Source organism: Polaribacter litorisediminis (assembly GCF_019968605.1).
Classification (GTDB): domain Bacteria; phylum Bacteroidota; class Bacteroidia; order Flavobacteriales; family Flavobacteriaceae; genus Polaribacter; species Polaribacter litorisediminis.
The window spans coordinates 2,162,737-2,179,982 of sequence record NZ_CP082966.1; the positions used below are offsets into that span (position 1 = coordinate 2,162,737).

General features: G+C 31.2%; 16 protein-coding genes and 1 tRNA gene. All 17 read left to right on the top strand.

All coding sequences use genetic code 11. The annotated features are described in order from the left end of the window. The first annotated feature begins 7 nt into the window (after positions 1-7). A complete protein-coding gene (locus K8354_RS09355) occupies positions 8-691 on the top strand; it encodes an SDR family NAD(P)-dependent oxidoreductase (RefSeq protein ID WP_223447558.1) in 684 nt (227 codons plus the stop codon). Positions 692-705: 14 nt separating this feature from the next. Further along, positions 706-1,179: a glutathione peroxidase gene (locus K8354_RS09360; protein WP_223447560.1), complete on the top strand. Its 474-nt coding sequence runs from the start codon at positions 706-708 to the stop codon at positions 1,177-1,179. Positions 1,180-1,184: 5 nt separating this feature from the next. Then, positions 1,185-1,355: a Lacal_2735 family protein gene (locus tag K8354_RS09365; protein WP_223447562.1), complete on the top strand. Its 171-nt coding sequence runs from the start codon at positions 1,185-1,187 to the stop codon at positions 1,353-1,355. Between the two features lie 7 nt (positions 1,356-1,362). Next, complete coding sequence (locus K8354_RS09370; protein ID WP_223447564.1) at positions 1,363-1,824, top strand: TspO/MBR family protein; 462 nt, start codon at positions 1,363-1,365, stop codon at positions 1,822-1,824. Position 1,825: 1 nt separating this feature from the next. Continuing rightward, positions 1,826-2,293: an SRPBCC family protein gene (locus K8354_RS09375; protein ID WP_223447565.1), complete on the top strand. Its 468-nt coding sequence runs from the start codon at positions 1,826-1,828 to the stop codon at positions 2,291-2,293. 114 nt (positions 2,294-2,407) lie between these two features. Continuing rightward, positions 2,408-3,709 carry a cryptochrome/photolyase family protein gene (locus K8354_RS09380; protein WP_223447567.1) on the top strand — a complete coding sequence of 434 codons (1,302 nt, stop codon included), beginning with the start codon at positions 2,408-2,410 and terminating at the stop codon, positions 3,707-3,709. 84 nt (positions 3,710-3,793) lie between these two features. After that, positions 3,794-3,867: transfer RNA gene (locus K8354_RS09385), tRNA-Thr, on the top strand. A gap of 621 nt (positions 3,868-4,488) precedes the next feature. Beyond that, entirely contained in the window at positions 4,489-5,388 is a 900-nt protein-coding gene (locus K8354_RS09390) for an endonuclease/exonuclease/phosphatase family protein (protein ID WP_223447569.1), read from the top strand. A gap of 290 nt (positions 5,389-5,678) precedes the next feature. Continuing rightward, positions 5,679-7,514, top strand: a complete 1,836-nt coding sequence (locus K8354_RS09395; protein WP_223447571.1) for a WS/DGAT/MGAT family O-acyltransferase — start codon at positions 5,679-5,681, stop codon at positions 7,512-7,514. Next, positions 7,514-8,449: an alpha/beta hydrolase gene (locus K8354_RS09400; RefSeq protein ID WP_223439095.1), complete on the top strand. Its 936-nt coding sequence runs from the start codon at positions 7,514-7,516 to the stop codon at positions 8,447-8,449. The genes K8354_RS09395 and K8354_RS09400 overlap by 1 nt, the downstream gene beginning before the upstream one ends. Positions 8,450-8,455: 6 nt before the next feature. Then, positions 8,456-9,628, top strand: a complete 1,173-nt coding sequence (locus K8354_RS09405) for an alpha/beta fold hydrolase (RefSeq protein WP_223439097.1) — start codon at positions 8,456-8,458, stop codon at positions 9,626-9,628. Next, a complete protein-coding gene (locus K8354_RS09410) occupies positions 9,618-12,860 on the top strand; it encodes an HAD-IB family hydrolase (protein ID WP_223439099.1) in 3,243 nt (1,080 codons plus the stop codon). Before K8354_RS09405 ends, K8354_RS09410 begins: the two co-directional genes overlap by 11 nt. 13 nt (positions 12,861-12,873) lie before the next feature. Further along, positions 12,874-13,875, top strand: a complete 1,002-nt coding sequence (locus K8354_RS09415; protein ID WP_223439101.1) for an NAD(P)H-dependent glycerol-3-phosphate dehydrogenase — start codon at positions 12,874-12,876, stop codon at positions 13,873-13,875. Positions 13,876-13,884: 9 nt separating this feature from the next. Continuing rightward, positions 13,885-14,397, top strand: coding sequence for a hypothetical protein (locus K8354_RS09420; RefSeq protein ID WP_223439103.1), 513 nt, complete (start codon positions 13,885-13,887; stop codon positions 14,395-14,397). A 7-nt stretch (positions 14,398-14,404) separates the two neighbouring features. Further along, positions 14,405-15,208, top strand: a complete 804-nt coding sequence (locus tag K8354_RS09425) for an AfsR/SARP family transcriptional regulator (protein ID WP_223439105.1) — start codon at positions 14,405-14,407, stop codon at positions 15,206-15,208. 674 nt (positions 15,209-15,882) lie between these two features. Then, entirely contained in the window at positions 15,883-16,854 is a 972-nt protein-coding gene (locus K8354_RS09430; protein ID WP_223439107.1) for a helix-hairpin-helix domain-containing protein, read from the top strand. Between the two features lie 27 nt (positions 16,855-16,881). Continuing rightward, complete coding sequence (locus tag K8354_RS09435; protein WP_223439108.1) at positions 16,882-17,172, top strand: hypothetical protein; 291 nt, start codon at positions 16,882-16,884, stop codon at positions 17,170-17,172. Positions 17,173-17,246: the final 74 nt, after the last annotated feature.

A 17,246-nucleotide genomic window follows, 5' to 3' on the forward strand; every position in this document is an offset into this window, starting at 1 on the left:
CACAAATATGAAGAAAATAGTAGTAATAGGAGGTAGTAAAGGAATTGGTAAAGCAATTATAACATCTTTAATCGAGGAAAATAAAGTAATCAACATCAGTAGATCAGATACTTTAGAACCTCATCAAAATCTTACTCATTTTTCTTTAGACATTCTTCTAGATGATTTACCTCAAATAGAAGAAATAGACAGTCTTATTTATTGCCCAGGAAGTATTAATTTAAAACCAATTGCAAGATTAAAACTAGAAGATTTCAGAAACGACTTCGAAATTAATGTAATTGGTGCTGTAAAAGCAATACAACATTTTTTACCTTCTCTTAAAAAAGGGAATAAGCCCTCTGTAATATTATTTAGTACCGTTGCGGCAAAATTAGGAATGCCTTTTCATGCAAGTGTTGCCGCTGCAAAATCTGCAGTTGAAGGACTTACAAAATCTTTAGGCGCAGAATTAGCACCTTCAATCCGTGTTAATGCCATTGCTCCTACGGTAACAAATACCGATTTAGCATCTAAATTATTAAGGAATGATAGAATGATAGAAAATATCACAGAACGTCATCCTTTAAAAAAATACTTACAACCTGAAGAAGTTGCAGACATGGCTACTTTTTTAATATCTGATAAAGCTGCATCAATTTCAGGTCAAATTTTTGAACTAGATTGCGGAATTGTAAGTTTTAAAATTTAACTAAAATTTTACCAATGACAAATCTTTACGATATAAAAATCAATAGCTTACAGGGTAAAGCTATTGATTTATCAGACTATAAAAATAAATACTTACTATTTGTAAATGTGGCTTCTAAATGTGGTTTTACACCGCAGTACAAAGAGTTAGAAACATTGCATAAAACCTATAAAGATACGCTAGTCGTTATTGGCGTTCCTTGCAATCAATTCGGAAAACAAGAACCTGGGACTTCTGATGAAATTGAAGAATTTTGTCAAGTAAATTACGGAGTTTCTTTCTTAATCACAGAAAAAGTGGATGTTAAAGGGCAAAATCAACATCCTTTATATACTTGGTTAACTTCTAAGAGTTTCAACAATAAAAAAAGTTCGTCCGTAAAATGGAACTTTCAAAAATATTTGGTTTCTCCTGAAGGAAAATTAATTGATTATTACTTTTCAATTACAAAACCACTAAGTTCTAAAATTACAAAACACTTAAAATAAAACAAATGTTTGGTCTATTTAAAAAGAAATCTGAAGTAGAAAAACTTCAAGAAAAATATAAAAAATTAATGGAAGAAGGTTTTAAACTCCAATCTATTAATAGAAGCGATAGTGATCAGAAATATTTAGAAGCCGACAATATTTTAAAAAAAATTGAGGCTTTAAACAAATCATAACGTAGTTATGAAAAATGGAAAACTCATTGTTCTATTTCTCATTATTAATTTTGGAGGATTAGCCATTGGAAATTGGCTAATGCAAAATGGCCCGATGACAGATTGGTACATCAATTTAAACAAAGCTCCTTGGACACCGCCAGGTTGGGTTTTTGGTGCGGCTTGGACGTTGATTATGATTTGTTTTTCTATCTATTTAACAAAACTATTTAGTGTAGAGAATACGAAAAAAATGAAAATTATTTTTCTAATTCAGTTTATATTAAATGTCAGTTGGAACTATCTTTTCTTTAATCAACACTTCGTTTTATTGGGGTTGATTGGTATTACTTTATTGACTTCACTCCTATTTATATACTTCTTTAAATGGAGTCATAACGTTAGCAATTACAAGTATTTATTAATACCCTACATGTTTTGGTTGTGCATTGCAACCTCTTTAAATCTCTATATTTTAGTGCATAATTAAAATGAAAATATACACACTTCATAAATCGCAAAAATTACCCATCACATTAGACCAAGCTTGGGAATTTTTATCAAATCCAAAAAATTTAAAAATAATTACACCCGATTATATGAGTTTTGATATCGTTTCCACGATTGATAGACCTCTTTATACAGGTCAGATTATTCAATATATTGTGACTCCCTTACTCGGAATTAAAACAAAATGGGTTTCAGAAATTACACACATAGAAGATAAAAAATATTTTGTTGATGAGCAGATGTATGGTCCTTATGCCCTTTGGCATCATAAGCATTTTATCAAAGAAATTGAGGGTGGCGTAGAAATGGAAGACATTATCGATTACAAAGTGCCCTTAGGAATTTTTGGGCAAATGGTGCATCCTTTTTTAGTAAAACCTAAATTAGAAGAAATCTTTGCTTACAGGCAAACAAAACTAGAAGCACTTTTTGGAGCATACAAAAAGTAATTAAAAATCTTATATTTTGCCACAGGTTCACGAATTTAAATCTTTAAAAAGATTTTTTAAGCTGTTAATTTGCGGCATCATTATATACAACCAGCAAACTAAAAAATAAAAACTATGAAAATTACTATAAATATTTTTTGGTTTAGACGAGATCTGCGCTTACATGATAATTGTGGTTTATATCATGCATTAACTTCAGATAAAAATGTACTTCCTATTTTTATTTTTGATGAAGACATTCTAAACAAACTTCCAAAAGATGATGCTAGAGTTACTTTTCTGCATCAAGAATTAGAAAACATACACAAACAACTTTTACACATCAATAGTGGCATCTCAATTTTTCATGGAAAGCCCCTGAACATTTTTAATGAATTATCAAAAAAATACCACATAGAAACTGTTTTCACAAATCATGATTACGAACCCTATGCCATTCAAAGAGATCTGGAAATTAAAGAATTTTTAACCTCAAAAAAAATAATTTTCAAAACCTATAAAGATCAGGTAATTTTTGAAAGAAATGAAATTGTAAAAAAAGATGGAACTGCCTATAAAGTATATACTCCGTTTTCAAAAAAATGGATAGAAGCGTTTCAATTTAAAGGAATTCAATTTTATCCTTCGGAAGATAATTTAGAGAATTTTATTAAAAATGAGCCTCATCCTATTTTAACTTTAGAAGAAATTGGTTTTACGGAATCTTCGATAAAGGTAGCATCTTACACCGTTTCTCCGAAACTGATTAATGCATACGAAGAAACCAGAAATTTCCCAGCAAAAGATGCTACATCAAAATTAGGTACGCATTTAAGATTTGGGACCGTTAGTGTTCGAGAAATGGTAGATAAAGCTTCGAAAAGCAACAATATCACTTTTTTAAAAGAACTTATTTGGCGTGAATTTTTCATGCAAATTTTATGGCATTTTCCGTATACCACAAAAAACAGTTTTAAACCTCAATATGATAGAATTATATGGAGAAATAATGAACAAGAGTTTAAAGCTTGGTGCCAAGGAAAAACAGGATATCCTTTAGTAGATGCGGGTATGAGAGAATTAAACCAAACTGGTTTTATGCACAATAGGGTTAGAATGTTGGTAGGTAGTTTTCTTTGCAAACACCTTTTAATTGACTGGAGATGGGGAGAAGCTTATTTTGCAGAAAAATTACACGATTATGAGCAATCTAGTAACGTTGGTAATTGGCAATGGGTGGCAGGCACAGGTGTGGATGCATCTCCTTATTTTAGAATTTTTAATCCTACTACACAAATTCAAAAGTTTGATAAAAGTTTAGAATACATTAAAAAATGGGTTCCAGAATTTCAAGAATTCACTTATTGTAAGGAAATTGTTGATCATAAATTTGCTCGAGAACGCTGTTTAAAAGTATACAAAGAGGCTGTGAAATAATTTCTGCCTTATTGTTTAAAAATAAGTCGTTTTTAATTTGCTCAACTTCAATTTTTATATTTTATTTGCACACCTTAAATAAAAGCCGATGTAGCTCAGCTGGCTAGAGCAGCTGATTTGTAATCAGCAGGTCGTGGGTTCGAGTCCCTCCATCGGCTCTTCTTTTTAAAAGTCTCAAAAAAATATTTTTTTTTGAGACTTTTTTCTTTTACCAAAAGCACGCACCTAATGGAGCATCCAAGCTATGGTTTCATTAAAAATTTTAAAATATATTTTCCAAAATATGGAAACCCGCAAAATAAAGATATTTAATCCATGTATATTGCGCATTTATTCCATTTTAGACCTATAATGCCACAATAAATCATTTCTTTTTTGCTTACTATTTTTAAAAAATAACCGTAACGAAAGCTGCGCTAGTTCTTTTTTAATTTCAATTTATCAAAAAATAATTCAATTTATTTACAAGGCGTAATAAATCTAAATTAACATGAAACGTGCAACAAGATTTTTAAAAAACCATTTAAAATAAGGCAACCAAAAATATCCCTTTCTTTTATCGAGCATTTTAAAAAAAAGGTGGCAAATAAAAGCAAACTATATAAATTAAGCTTGGTTACTCTGATGCTCTTAATGGCATAGAATTTATAAAAAATGTAATCCTGAATGAATTTTCAATGGTGTATATTTCTTACAATCATTAAACGTGCTTTGAATTGTTATAAATGTGTTTCTTCTTTTTAAAGATATTTTTTTAATCCTAACAACATAGAATTTCCATGATCAAAAATTTATTTTTAACAGTATTATTAGTCCTTTTTAATTTTAACTATTTCTCTTATACAAAAATTGAAAAGGAGAAAAATTACGTAAAAGTAGATCATCAGAAAAAAGTACATTATCAGAAATATAAAAGTGATTTAAAAATTCTGACATGGAATATTCAAAACCTCGGAAGAACCAAAAACAACCAAGAAATACATACAATGGCTCAAATCATCAAAAACTATGATATTGTTGGTATTCAAGAAATTACAGCTAAAGATCCCGCAGGTGCGCAAGCTGTAGCTAGAATAGCAGATGCCTTAAATAGGTTAGGAAATAAATGGGATTATACAATCAGCAACCCCACTAAAAGTCCCTCTAGTTATATCAGTGAACGTTATGCTTTTATTTGGAAAACTTCAAAATTAAAGCTTTTAAAAAAAGCTGCTCTAGATGCTAGTTTAGAAAATGTTATCGAAAGAGAACCTTATTTGGCGCAATTTGAAATCAAAAAAAATAAAAAAGTATTTTATTTTATCAATATTCATGCACGGGTTTACAGTAAAAATCCAGAAATGGAAATTGCTTATTTTAAGAAATATCCTAAAAAATTAAACACAGATGCTTTTATAATTCTAGGTGATTTTAACCTGAATGAAAAACATAATGTTTGGAATCCTTTATATAAAAAAGGATTCCAACCCGCTATCAAAAATACTGCAACAACCTTAAAACGAAAGTGCAAAAATGGTCAATATTTGAATCATCCGATAGATAATATTTACTTTAATAGTCATAAAATGAAACGGGTAAATTCAGGGATTATCGACTTTGTAAATGGATGTACAAATCTATATAATGCAAGATTCATCTCAGATCATTTGCCCGTTTTTTTAGAAGTTATGATTCCATAACCTCTCAACTTTATTTTTATAATACACACCTTTTTTCCGCTGATAGCATGTTTGAAGTTTACACAAAATGAATTCTTGAAATTTTTATTTGATGACAGATTGAAAATTATGCTCAGGAATGCTTCTTAAAAACATGCTTATTTATATCTAAATAAAACTATTAAAAACTAAGTTTCAGCCTTATGCAATCTAACTAATTTTATTTATCTTGCAGAGTTACTAAAATTATTGATAAAACTTTACTGTATCTATAATTTTTACTCAATTTGAATACATAAAATTAGAAATTCATGCCCAAGAAAGTTATAAAAGATATTTTACAAGGAACTTTAGACGATTCTGTGCAACAAATATCTGGGCAAGATGCTGCCTTTTTATATGCAGAATCTCCAACAAGTCCCATGCATATAGCAACCTTAACCATTGTAGATGGGGCTTTAAAATTTGAAGATTTTAAAGACATCGTTGCCTCTAAACTTCATTTAATTCCGAAATTTAGAAAACGCCTTTTAAATGTGCCCATGAATTTAGATTATCCGTATTGGGTTGATGATCCTAACTTTGATATTGATTTACACATTAATAGGCTCAAACTACCCGATCCTTCAGACTGGAGTACATTAAGAGAGATGACCTCATCAATTTTTAGCAATTCTTTAGATTTAAGAAGACCCTTGTGGTCTATTAGTTTTATTGAAGGTTTAGATGCTGTTTCTCAAGTACCAAAAGGATCTGTAGCCATTGTTACAAAAGTACATCATGTAATGATCGATGGCAGTTCTGGAGTAGGAATAATGGGACTTTTGTTTGATAAAAGCATTGAGGATAAAGACAAGGAAATAGCAAAACCAAAACCTTTTGAGCCAGAAGCATTGCCCGATGAACTAAGTCTGTTATTTAGAAGTTCACAAGCATTTTTTAAAGATCCTTTAAAAGCCCCAAAATTAATTGGTAACACGGCTTTTTCGTTTCTTAAAGGACAGGTAAAATGGAAATTAAATACTAAAAAATCAATTTCTAGAAGCAAGTATTCTGTTCCCAATACAATTTTCAATAAATCCGTTTCACCAAAAAGAACCTGGGGTACCGCTATTTTATCTTTCGAAAGAATTAACACCCTTCGTAAAATGATGAACGTTAGTATTAACGATATAATTTTAGCCATTTGCGCAGGAGGAATTCGAAAATATTTAGAAGAAAGAGAAAAATTACCAGTGCAACCTTTAGTAGCAAATGTGCCGATTTCTATTCGTAAAAAAGATGATAACCAATCTATGAATAATCAGATTTCTAACATGTTTGTTAGAATTGCAACGCATATAAAAGATCCTATTGAGCGTTTAGAATACATTCAAGAACAAACCAACGTAGGTAAAACAAAACACAAAGCTGTGGGTGCAAAAGCTCTTTCTAAAATGGCGGATGCGGTGCCTTTTGGTTTGGCAAATTTAGCCGCTGGCTTATATAGCAAATACAATATTAAGGAATTTCACAGACCTCCTTTTAATGTAACGATTACAAACGTTCCCGGACCACAAAAACCTTTATATTTAAGAGGTCATAAAATTCTATCCATATTTGGTTTAACTCCTGTTTTAGATGGTTTTGGCTTGATTATTGCAGCTTTTAGTTACAATGGTTTGGTTTCTTTAACCACCACTTCAGATGCGCGCACGATGCCAGATGCCGATAAATTTTCTAGATATATAAGAGAATCTGCCAACGAATTAGAGAAAGTTATTATAGAACGAGGACAACAAAAAAACACTGCTAAAGTGCAACAAATGAAGAGCACCACATTTTTTAATGCCTTAAAAAAGTATATAAATGAAGATGAAATTATACGAAAACAACATATTGGTTTGTATGATTTTCAATTAAATGCAGGAGATAGTGTCGTAAATTATCAACTTGATATTTCAGAAGAAACAACCAGTATTAGAAAGAAAAAAACAACAAAGCCTTTCGTAAAAATAGAAATTAAAGACGAAAATTTAAACAACCTTTACCAAAAGAAATTGCTGTTAGATGAGGTGATCATTCAAGGAAGAATAAAGATTACAGGAACTAAAAAGAACTCGGATAAATTCTTAAAATTATTCACAAAATTTCTTGAAAATAATTAATGAGTTTTGAAACGAATACATATCAATCTTTTGATGGTGAAACTATTTTTTATTACAAATGGCCTGCCAATAAAAAGAAATCTTTAAAAGGACTTGTTCAAATTTCTCATGGTGTTGGAGAGCATGCCGGTAGATATCAATCTATGGCTAAACTCCTTCAAAAAAAAGGATATGAAGTATATGCAAATGATCATCGCATTCATGGATTATCTGCAAAAAATGAAGATCATTTGGGTTTTTATGATGGTGATGATTATTTTTCTGATGCTATTGCTGATATGCGAAAGTTAACAGCAATTATCAAAAAAGAGCATCCGAATAAAAAAATAATCCTTTTTGGTCATAGCATGGGTTCCTTATTAAGTAGAGAATATGTTACGATGTATGGAGAAGATGTAGCCGCTTTAATTTTATCTGGAACTGCTAGTTTTTTTAGAGGTACAGGAGCCATTGGTTTAGTAAGTGCTCAATTTTTCAGCAAATTAAATGGAAGACATAGAAGTAACGAAATTTTAAAAAATCTGTTTTTTAATCAATTTAATAAAAAATTTAAACCCAATAGAACCAGAGTAGATTGGATTAGTAGAGATGAATATGAAGTAGATCTATTTGAAGCGGATCCTTTAAGAATTGAAGATTTTTCTTTGAGTGTTTTTTTAGATATTTTAAAAGGAAGTAAAAAAGTAAATACACCCTTAACTTTTAAAAATACCCCTCAAGATTTACCTATTTATATTTTTTCTGGTGATAAAGATCCTGTAGGAGAAATGGGAAAAGGCGTGAAAAAGGTGGCAGCAAACTATAAAAAAGCAGGCATTAAAAACCTTACTTTAAAATTATATGAAGGTGGCAGACATGAAATGCTGAACGAAGTGAATAAAAAAGAAGTTGAAAAAGATGTTTTAAATTGGTTACAAAAAACAATTCAAGCTTAAACTAAAATGGAAAAAAACAAAACATTATATAAAACTTTTACGGAGTTAGCCCTCAAAGTAGTTTTATCGAAAGGCATGGATTTGTCAGAAGCAAAAAAAGTGGTCATCCAGAAATTTGAAAATCATCCTTTTGAAAAAATGATTATTGGGCTTATAGATGATAAAGAATTGAATGAGAAGAATGTGAACACTCTATTATATGATTGTATTTCTGTTTGTGAAGATTTTGGCCCCGATAGAGATTATATAACCTTAGAGATTGTGCTTAGTCGCATAAATGACATTCCTACTCGAAAAAAAGGAACTAATGAAGTATCAGAAAAGGTATTAAAAAAATTCGTAGATTTTGTGGAGGTCATTAATAGAAGAATAGACGCTCCCCCACTTTTTAATATGGTTTTAGAAGGAAGATCTATTATTGAATGGATGTCAATTTTTAGTATTTATCCCATTATACCAAAACATAAAGCTAGTAAAAATAGACCTGTTTTATTAATGCCTCCTTATCTTGGAAACGATTTATCTACAACATTTGTTAGAAAATATTTAAAATCCGTAGGCTTTAAAACCTATAAATGGGATTTAGGAGTTAATACCATAAATTCAAAATCTTTGCCTAAACTCATTGAGAAATTAGACGATATTTACGAAAAACACCAAGAAAAAGTGAGTCTAGTTGGCTGGAGTGGTGGTGGTATTTTTGCAAAAATAATAGCCAATAGATATCCTGAAAAAGTAGAACAATTGGTTACCATTGGATCTCCTGTTTGGGGTGTAAAAAACATGAAAACACCACTCATAAAAATTTTAGAATTTTTACGTGGTAAACATCTAAAAGAAAGAAATGCAAAGTTTTTAAAAGAACTAGAAATGATTCCTGAAGTTCCTATCACCTGCATTTATACAAAAACTGATGGTTTATTACCTTGGAAACACTGTATGGAAGCTGAAACACTTAGAAATGACATTCAAAATATAGAAGTTTTTGGTAGTCATTGTGGTATGGGTGCAAATGCATCCGTTTTATTAACGGTTGCCAATTCATTAAATGCAAATATTACGGGCAAAAAACCTCAAGGATTTATACCAAAAATCGAATCTTTATTTTTTCCAGAATTCTGGGAGCAAAAAGGATTTTCAAAATTTACAAACCTTTTTTTAATGAAGTATGGAGCATAATTTAAAAAATATTATAGACAATCCTAAATTTCAAGAAGAATTAGCATCGATTGCCCAAGAGCATTCATTGGATGTTTTGGATGTTCAAAAAGAAGGTGCAGCATGCATTTCAGAATTGTATTCGCAACAGCATCCCATTGCAAATATGTTATCTATAAAAGGGTTTCAATTTATGATGTCTAAAGCGTACAATAACAAGATAGATATTGATCCGCAAGAAATAAAAAAGCTCATGAAATTAATGCGACAAAATTCAGTTGCATTTATTTTAACGCACAAAACCTATTTAGATACAGTTGTTTTAGTAACTACTTTAGCACGCTACGGAATGCCAATTCCGTATACTTTTGGTGGTATTAATTTGGCGTTTCCTGGATTTAAACAATTAGGAAAAAACTCAGGTTTAATTTTTATCCGAAGAAGTTTTAAAGATGATCTGGTATACAAGACCGCTTTAAGACATTATATTTCTTGTATCATAGAAAATGGCGATCATTTAACCTGGAATATCGAGGGAACTCGTTCAAGAACAGGTAAGATTGTGTATCCGCAAATGGGGATTTTAAAATACATCATGAAAGGTGCACAAGAAAGCACTAGAAATATAAAATATGTACCTGTTTCTATTGTTTATGATCTAATTCCTGATGTAAAACAAATGACGGAAGAAGGCAAAGGAAAAGAGAAAAAATCTGAAGACATCAAGGCTTTTTTAAACTATTTTAAAAAATTAGGACATGAATATGGTAAAGCCGCCATCCGTTTTGGAGAACCTGTGGAGCCTGGCGAACATCAAAATGCTATTATTCCAGATATTGAAGAAGATAGTTATTCTGATAAAAACACTTTACCTCGTTTTGCTTTTGAATTGATTCATAAAGCCAATATGATTACGCCTGTAACGACCGTTTCTTTAGTTTGCAACGTGTTGCTCAACAATTTTGCACTGACTAAAAAAGAGATTGAAACTGACGTCATTAAATTGATGAATTACATTGAGCAACGAAAAAAAGATGTTTTAATTGAGCGTGGAAAAAGTATTAGCGCCTCCGTTCAAAAAGCTTTAAACTTATTAAAAAGCTCTGGCATTGTTCAAAAAAATAAAGCAGGTTATAAAACCCAATATAGTTTGGCGCCAGCAGAATTTTTATCAGCAACTTATTATGCAAATATGGCTGCTGCACATTTGTATCATAGAGCGTTTATAGAAATGGCTTTGGTGAAAATTAAAGATAAAAAAACCAATAGAATTTTATCTTTTTGGGAGGAAATAATGCGTTTAAGAAATCTATTTAAATTCGAATTTTTCTACACGAACAAACCCCAATTTAGCTCTGAAATTGAAGCAGAATTAAATTTATTTGATAAAAACTGGAGGGCTATTATAAGTGATCCGGAAGGAGATATTGAAAACTTATTATTAAAACAAGAATTATTTGTTTCTAAAGGATTGTTGCTTATTTACCTAGAATCTAACAAAGTAGTGTGCCACACCTTAAGTACTTGGGATTTAGAGGATGAATTTTCGGACAGCGAATTTATAGAACTTTGTCTTTTTAAAGGAAAAGAATTGCATTGGCAAAATAGAATTAGCAGAGTAGACAGCGTTTCTAAACCCTTTTTAGTAAGCGCTTTACGATTGGCAAAAAATAGTAAACTTACACCTATTGATAAAAAAATCGATTTTAAAGAATTAGATGTTTGGATGCATTTATTAGACAACCTAACCGAGCGTCTTTACTTTTTACAAAAATTAGAATTGGTCAGAGTCAAAAAAAATGTCAATGAAAATTCTGATAAAAATGAAATGGTTCCGGGTGCAGAATTAGAAAGTATTTCTACAGAAATCTCAAAAGATGAAGAAGGACCACATATTGCTGCTTTTTTCGACTTAGACAGAACAATTATTAATGATTTTTCTGCAAAACAGTTTATTAAATCTCGTTTATTAAGCGGCAAATCGACGCCACAAGAATTACTCTCTCAATTTGCCACTGTTGTTGCCTATGCTATTGGTAATAGAGATTTTGAGACGCTTACTAAAATATCCGCTTTGGGCGTAAAAGGCATTAAAGAAAAGCAATTTATAGATTTAGGAGAAGAAATTTATCAAGAACATTTGGCTTCCACAATTTACCCCGAATCAAGAACATTAATTGCATCGCATTTAGAAAAAGGACATCAAGTGGTTATTATTTCTGCAGCCACTCGGTATCAAGTTACACCCGTTGCCAATGCATTAGGAATTAAAAACATTTTCTGTACCGAAATGGAAGTGCAGAAAGGAAAATTTACAGGCGTTATTTCAGAAATGTGTTGGTCGGAAGGAAAAGCAAGAGCCGGACGTACCTTTGCAAAATCAAATACTATTGACCTTTCTAAAAGTTTCTTTTACACGGATAGTATCGATGATTATCCTTTGTTAGAAATTATTGGAAAACCTATTGCCACAAATCCTGATAATAAGCTCTCTCAACTAGCGTTCGAAAACAATTGGCCAATTCTTCGTTTTAAAGAAAACACAAGAAAACCTCTAGTTAACGGGTTAAGAACCGGTTTAGCTGCTGCTAGTTTGTACCCATCTGCATTAAAAGGCATTCTTAAAGGTGTCTTATCCATGTCTCATAAAGAAGGGGTAAATACAACCATCTCAAGCATTGGAGATTTAGGTACTAAATTAGCCGGTTTAGATATTAATATCAAAGGAAAACACAATTTAAAAGACCATAGACCCGCAGTTTTTTGCTTTAACCATCAATCTTCTGCCGACTTTTTTATTATTTTAAAATTATTAAGAAAAGACGTTACAGGAATTGCTAAAAAAGAATTAGAAATGACTCCTTTCGGTCCAGTATTCAAAGCCATGGGAGCAATTTTTATTGATCGATCAAACAAAAATAAAGCCCTAGCATCTATGAAAAATGCTACTGAAATTCTTAAAAACGGTACTTCTGTTGCCATTGCTCCAGAAGGCACCAGAAGTGGCAGTAAAAAATTGGGTGAGTTTAAAAAAGGCGCCTTTCATTTAGCCATGAAAGCCGGAGTACCCATTGTACCAATCGTTATTAAAAATGCTTACATGGCGATGCCAAAAGGCAGTAAAATATTTAAACCTACCCATATAGAAGTGGTTGTTTTAGACCCTGTTGATACCTCAGAATGGAGACCAAAACATCTAAATTCTTATGTTGAAAAAGTAAGAAACTTATTTGTAAAAGAATTAGAAAATTAATAAAACGATACGTATGAAACTAAAAGTTGGATTATTAGGAGGTGGTTCTTGGGGAACAACAGTAGCGTCTTTAACAGCAAAAAATAGTTCGACCATAATTTGGGCTAGAGATGCACATACTGTCAAAGAAATCAACGAACAGCATACCAACGAAAAGTATTTGCCCAACGCAAAACTAACCCCTTCTTTAAAGGCATCAAACTCCATTAAAGAAACGGTTAAAGAGGCAGATGTAATTGTCATGGGAGTTCCTGCTCAAAGTTTTAGAAAAGTTTTAGAAGAAGCTAAACCACATATTAGGCCCTGGGTTCCTATTATTAATTTGGCAAAAGGATTAGAAATTAGTTCTAAAATGCGGATGACAGAAATTGTGAATGAAATAATGCCAGGACATCCTGCAGGGGTTTTAACAGGTCCTAATTTAGCAAAAGAAATTCATTTTGGAAATGCCGCTGCTGCCGTAATTGCTATGGTAGACAAAACCATTGCAACCGAATTACAAGCTGTTTTTAGCTCAGGTTTATTTCGAGTGTATACAAATTCTGATGTTATTGGTTGTGAATTAGGAGGTGCGTTAAAAAACATTATCGCAATTGCAACAGGAATGGGCGATGGTGCTGATGCAGGTGATAATACGCGAGCTGCCATTATTACAAGAGGATTGGCTGAATTAACAAGACTAGGCATTGCTATGGGCGGTAAAAAAAGCACGTTTTCCGGATTAGCAGGAATGGGCGATTTAGTGGCCACTTGTTCTAGCGCCAAAAGTAGAAATCATCATGTTGGTTTTCAATTAGGACGCGGAAAAAGTTTAGAGCAAATTATTGAAGAGATGAATGAAGTTGCCGAAGGTGTAAAAACGGCTAAAGTAGTCATGGAATTGGCAAAAGACTATAAGGTTGATATGCCAATATCAAAAGAAATTTATAAAGTTTTATACGAAGGTAACACGGTTAGCGATGCATTTAAAGGCTTAATAAGATACGAAATAGGTTCTGAACAAGAACCAGGATAAAATAAAATCATGACAAAAAAACAAGAACAAACAGCCTCTTTTATGGTTCGTTTTCATCAACAAATATTTGAAGAAAATGGCGAATCTAAAATTCAATGGCGTGGCAAAATTTCTCATGTACAAGAGGGCGATGAAAAACGGTTTTCAGATTTTAATGATGCGCTAAATTTTATGCAAACTAAATTAGCTGCATTAACCGAAGCCGCAACCGAGCACGAAACATCAGAAAAACAAGAGAGCATTATTGATAAAAGTCTTTCTATGTGGAAAACCATAAAAGATGTAGGACCAAAAGTTTTGAGAGATACACTGAAAGACCCCAAAAAACAATTTACACATTTACAAGATGAAATTCAGGATAAAATAAGTGTTTTTAGTGAAGAGATTTCAGAAAAAGTACATATCAACGAATGGAGAAATGCCTCAAGATCAGATTTTAATAAAATTCAGCATCAAATAGAAAGCCTATCCACGGAAATTAAAAAACTTTCTACAAAAATGGATACTCTCAATAAAAAGTAGTAATACTATGTCTAATTTCCTTCAACAATTAAAAGACTTACAAATCTTTCAAGAAAATGCACAAATTCGCATTGAAACGTTAGGTAATTTTTGTGTTTGGAGACATCAACAAAAAATAGACAGCAAAGAATGGGGACGAGATAAAACCATACAATTATTACAATATTTTGTTTCCAACAGACAAAGAAATGCACTTCATAAAGAAAAAATTATGGATGGTTTATGGGAAGATTGGAATGATCGTGATTTTAAAGTTGCCTTGCACGGTATTAACAAGACATTAGAACCAGAAAGAGCTTCTAGAACTGAACCTATGTATATTTTAAGACAAGGTGTTAGTTATCAAATTGATTTAGAAAAAGTATGGATTGATGTAGAAGTTTTAGAAAAATATATCATTATTGGTAATGAAACATATACAAATAATCATGAAATTGCAAAAATAGCCTATAAAACAGCCATCAATTTATACAAAGGTTCTTATTTACCCAATAGAATTTATGAAGATTGGACATCCGAGGAACGAGAAAAAACACAACTGTTAATTTTAGGAGCTTATATTACGTTGGCAGAAATTCTGATTGATAAAAATCCGTTAGAAAGCATCCGTTTAGCGCAAAAAGCACTCGCAATTGACGCTGCTTGGGAAGATGCTTATCGAATACAAATGAAAGCATACATTGCAAAAGGCAACAGACCACAAGCCATAAAAACTTATATGAAGTGTGAAGTTATTTTAGAAGAAGAATATGGAATTTCTCCTTTGCCAGAAACAAAAAAACTTTTGAAGCATATAGAGGCGATTCAATAAAAAAGATCTTTAAAGTTTTAAATGATGAACCTCCAAAAGACCTCTAAAGACCTCTAAAGACCTTAAAATGGCTGACTAAATTCGTTTTTATGTCCGTTATATTTCAGTAAAGAACAAAACTGTAACGCATATACTATAGTCTCACTCCTTATTGTATATGAAGAAAATATAGATTCAATTTATAAGCAATATCATCAATACGTACAATTAATCCTATTACAAAGTTCATTTTAAAGTTGTGTTCCTTTCAAAAGGAATTTATACCAATTCAGTATTGCAACCCATCTGCAACTGCTGTTTCTTATGTTTGTATCATAATTCAAAAAAAAAGTCAAAAAAGATGAAAACAATTACAAAACAGCACATAAAAAACAACGCATTAAAAATGAATCAAATGGCCTTAGAAACCACTGAAAAAGTAGTTCTTAAAAGCATTGATAAAGTAGAATAATTACAAAAATTTACATCAAAATCGATAAAAAAGACATTGAACTTTTCTGAAAAGCAACAAGAAAACATCTTTAATACATTAGAAAAAAATAAAAAAAATATTTCGAAAAGTCTGCATAAAACTTTCGGTTTTTTTAGCAAAAACTAACTTGTAACTCATTTGCAACTTGCATGTTGTAAGTTTGTACTATTAAAATTAAATAATTTAAAAAACACTATATATTATGGCAACTAAAAAGTCGAAATCAAAAAAAGAAGATACATTAGGAAAAGCAAAAGCAATCGTTAAAAAAATTAATAGCGATTTAATTGATGCTTCTTTCAATGCAATTGAAAGTACTGTAAAAACAGGTGAAAAATGGCAAAAACTAACTGCCAAATTAGTAAAAAAGACAGAACCCTTAACCAAACACCAAATAAAAATGGTTGTGGATACTGCCGAATCTATTAAAGGTCAGTTAGAAAACAGCACGGAGCGCTTAAAAACATTGGTAGGTTATGATCCAAAAATGCTAGATAATGCTAAGAAAATGGTTACTGAAAATCCTTTAGTTGAAAAAGCTGAAGAAATGAAAGAGAAATTTGAAAAAGAAGTATCAAGTAATAAATTAGTGAAGAAGGCAGAAAAAATGTCTAAAAAACTAAAAAAGAATATTTCTTCTACCCTTGACGAAGCAAAAGAAAAACTAGAAGATTATGCAGAAGACGCATTAGATTCTATCAATGAAAAATTAGATAAAAAAGCACCTAAAAAGGAAAAAAAGTCAAAAAAAACTAAGAAAGCTAAAAAATCTAATAAAAAGAAGGCAGTTAAAAAAGAAGAAATGCCTGCAGAAAAAGAAGCAATCATTGCGGATCAAGCAGAGGAAGCACCACAAAAAGCAGCAGTAACGGCAGAAACAACTGAAGAAACAATCGAAGAAACAATCGAAGAAACAATTCAAGTTCCTAAAACAGAAGTTAAAGACAATTTAAAAGTGATTAAAGGAGTTGGCCCAGTTTTAGAAAAATCATTAAATGATTTAAATATTACGGCTTATGATCAAATTGCAAAAATGACAATTGAAGATTTAACTAAGTTACTAAATGATGCCGGAATCAATGCGAAAATATATGATTTAGCAGGTTGGAAAGCGCAAGCAACACTAGCTTTAGAAGGAGATATGGAAGCTGTTAAAAATTGGGAGAAAAAATAAAAAATTCAATTATTAAAAAATACAATCATGAAAACAAAAAAAATAGAAACCAAGAAAATCACAGATAAAGTAAACACAGCCATGCACACTGCAAAAAAAACAATGGCAGACGCAAATGAGTATGCTTTACACACTACAGAAGAAATCGTTTCAGAAACCATAACCATCGCAAGTCAATGGCAAAAAGTAACAGAAAAAGCTTTAAAAGGTGGTGTTCAATTATTAGATAATCAGCAAAATTTAATTTTAGACACCTTAGAGATGTATAAAGATCATTTTGTAAAGGGTAAAAAAAGATTTAGCAAAATATTTGCATAACACTCCCCCTTATTTTAAAGAAAAACCAAGTTAAATTTTAACTTGGTTTTTTGTTTTTATACAGCTTGTTTTTC

Bases quoted from the DNA above. Each gene is read 5' to 3' on its own strand.
- K8354_RS09375 (WP_223447565.1), top strand. From the start codon at position 1,826: ATGAAAATATACACACTTCATAAATCGCAAAAATTACCCATCACATTA.
- K8354_RS09355 (WP_223447558.1), top strand. From the start codon at position 8: ATGAAGAAAATAGTAGTAATAGGAGGTAGTAAAGGAATTGGTAAAGCA.
- K8354_RS09395 (WP_223447571.1), top strand. From the start codon at position 5,679: ATGCCCAAGAAAGTTATAAAAGATATTTTACAAGGAACTTTAGACGAT.
- K8354_RS09370 (WP_223447564.1), top strand. From the start codon at position 1,363: ATGAAAAATGGAAAACTCATTGTTCTATTTCTCATTATTAATTTTGGA.
- K8354_RS09420 (WP_223439103.1), top strand. From the start codon at position 13,885: ATGACAAAAAAACAAGAACAAACAGCCTCTTTTATGGTTCGTTTTCAT.
- K8354_RS09365 (WP_223447562.1), top strand. From the start codon at position 1,185: ATGTTTGGTCTATTTAAAAAGAAATCTGAAGTAGAAAAACTTCAAGAA.
- K8354_RS09430 (WP_223439107.1), top strand. From the start codon at position 15,883: ATGGCAACTAAAAAGTCGAAATCAAAAAAAGAAGATACATTAGGAAAA.
- K8354_RS09360 (WP_223447560.1), top strand. From the start codon at position 706: ATGACAAATCTTTACGATATAAAAATCAATAGCTTACAGGGTAAAGCT.
- K8354_RS09425 (WP_223439105.1), top strand. From the start codon at position 14,405: ATGTCTAATTTCCTTCAACAATTAAAAGACTTACAAATCTTTCAAGAA.
- K8354_RS09405 (WP_223439097.1), top strand. From the start codon at position 8,456: ATGGAAAAAAACAAAACATTATATAAAACTTTTACGGAGTTAGCCCTC.
- K8354_RS09410 (WP_223439099.1), top strand. From the start codon at position 9,618: ATGGAGCATAATTTAAAAAATATTATAGACAATCCTAAATTTCAAGAA.
- K8354_RS09380 (WP_223447567.1), top strand. From the start codon at position 2,408: ATGAAAATTACTATAAATATTTTTTGGTTTAGACGAGATCTGCGCTTA.
- K8354_RS09400 (WP_223439095.1), top strand. From the start codon at position 7,514: ATGAGTTTTGAAACGAATACATATCAATCTTTTGATGGTGAAACTATT.
- K8354_RS09390 (WP_223447569.1), top strand. From the start codon at position 4,489: ATGATCAAAAATTTATTTTTAACAGTATTATTAGTCCTTTTTAATTTT.
- K8354_RS09415 (WP_223439101.1), top strand. From the start codon at position 12,874: ATGAAACTAAAAGTTGGATTATTAGGAGGTGGTTCTTGGGGAACAACA.
- K8354_RS09435 (WP_223439108.1), top strand. From the start codon at position 16,882: ATGAAAACAAAAAAAATAGAAACCAAGAAAATCACAGATAAAGTAAAC.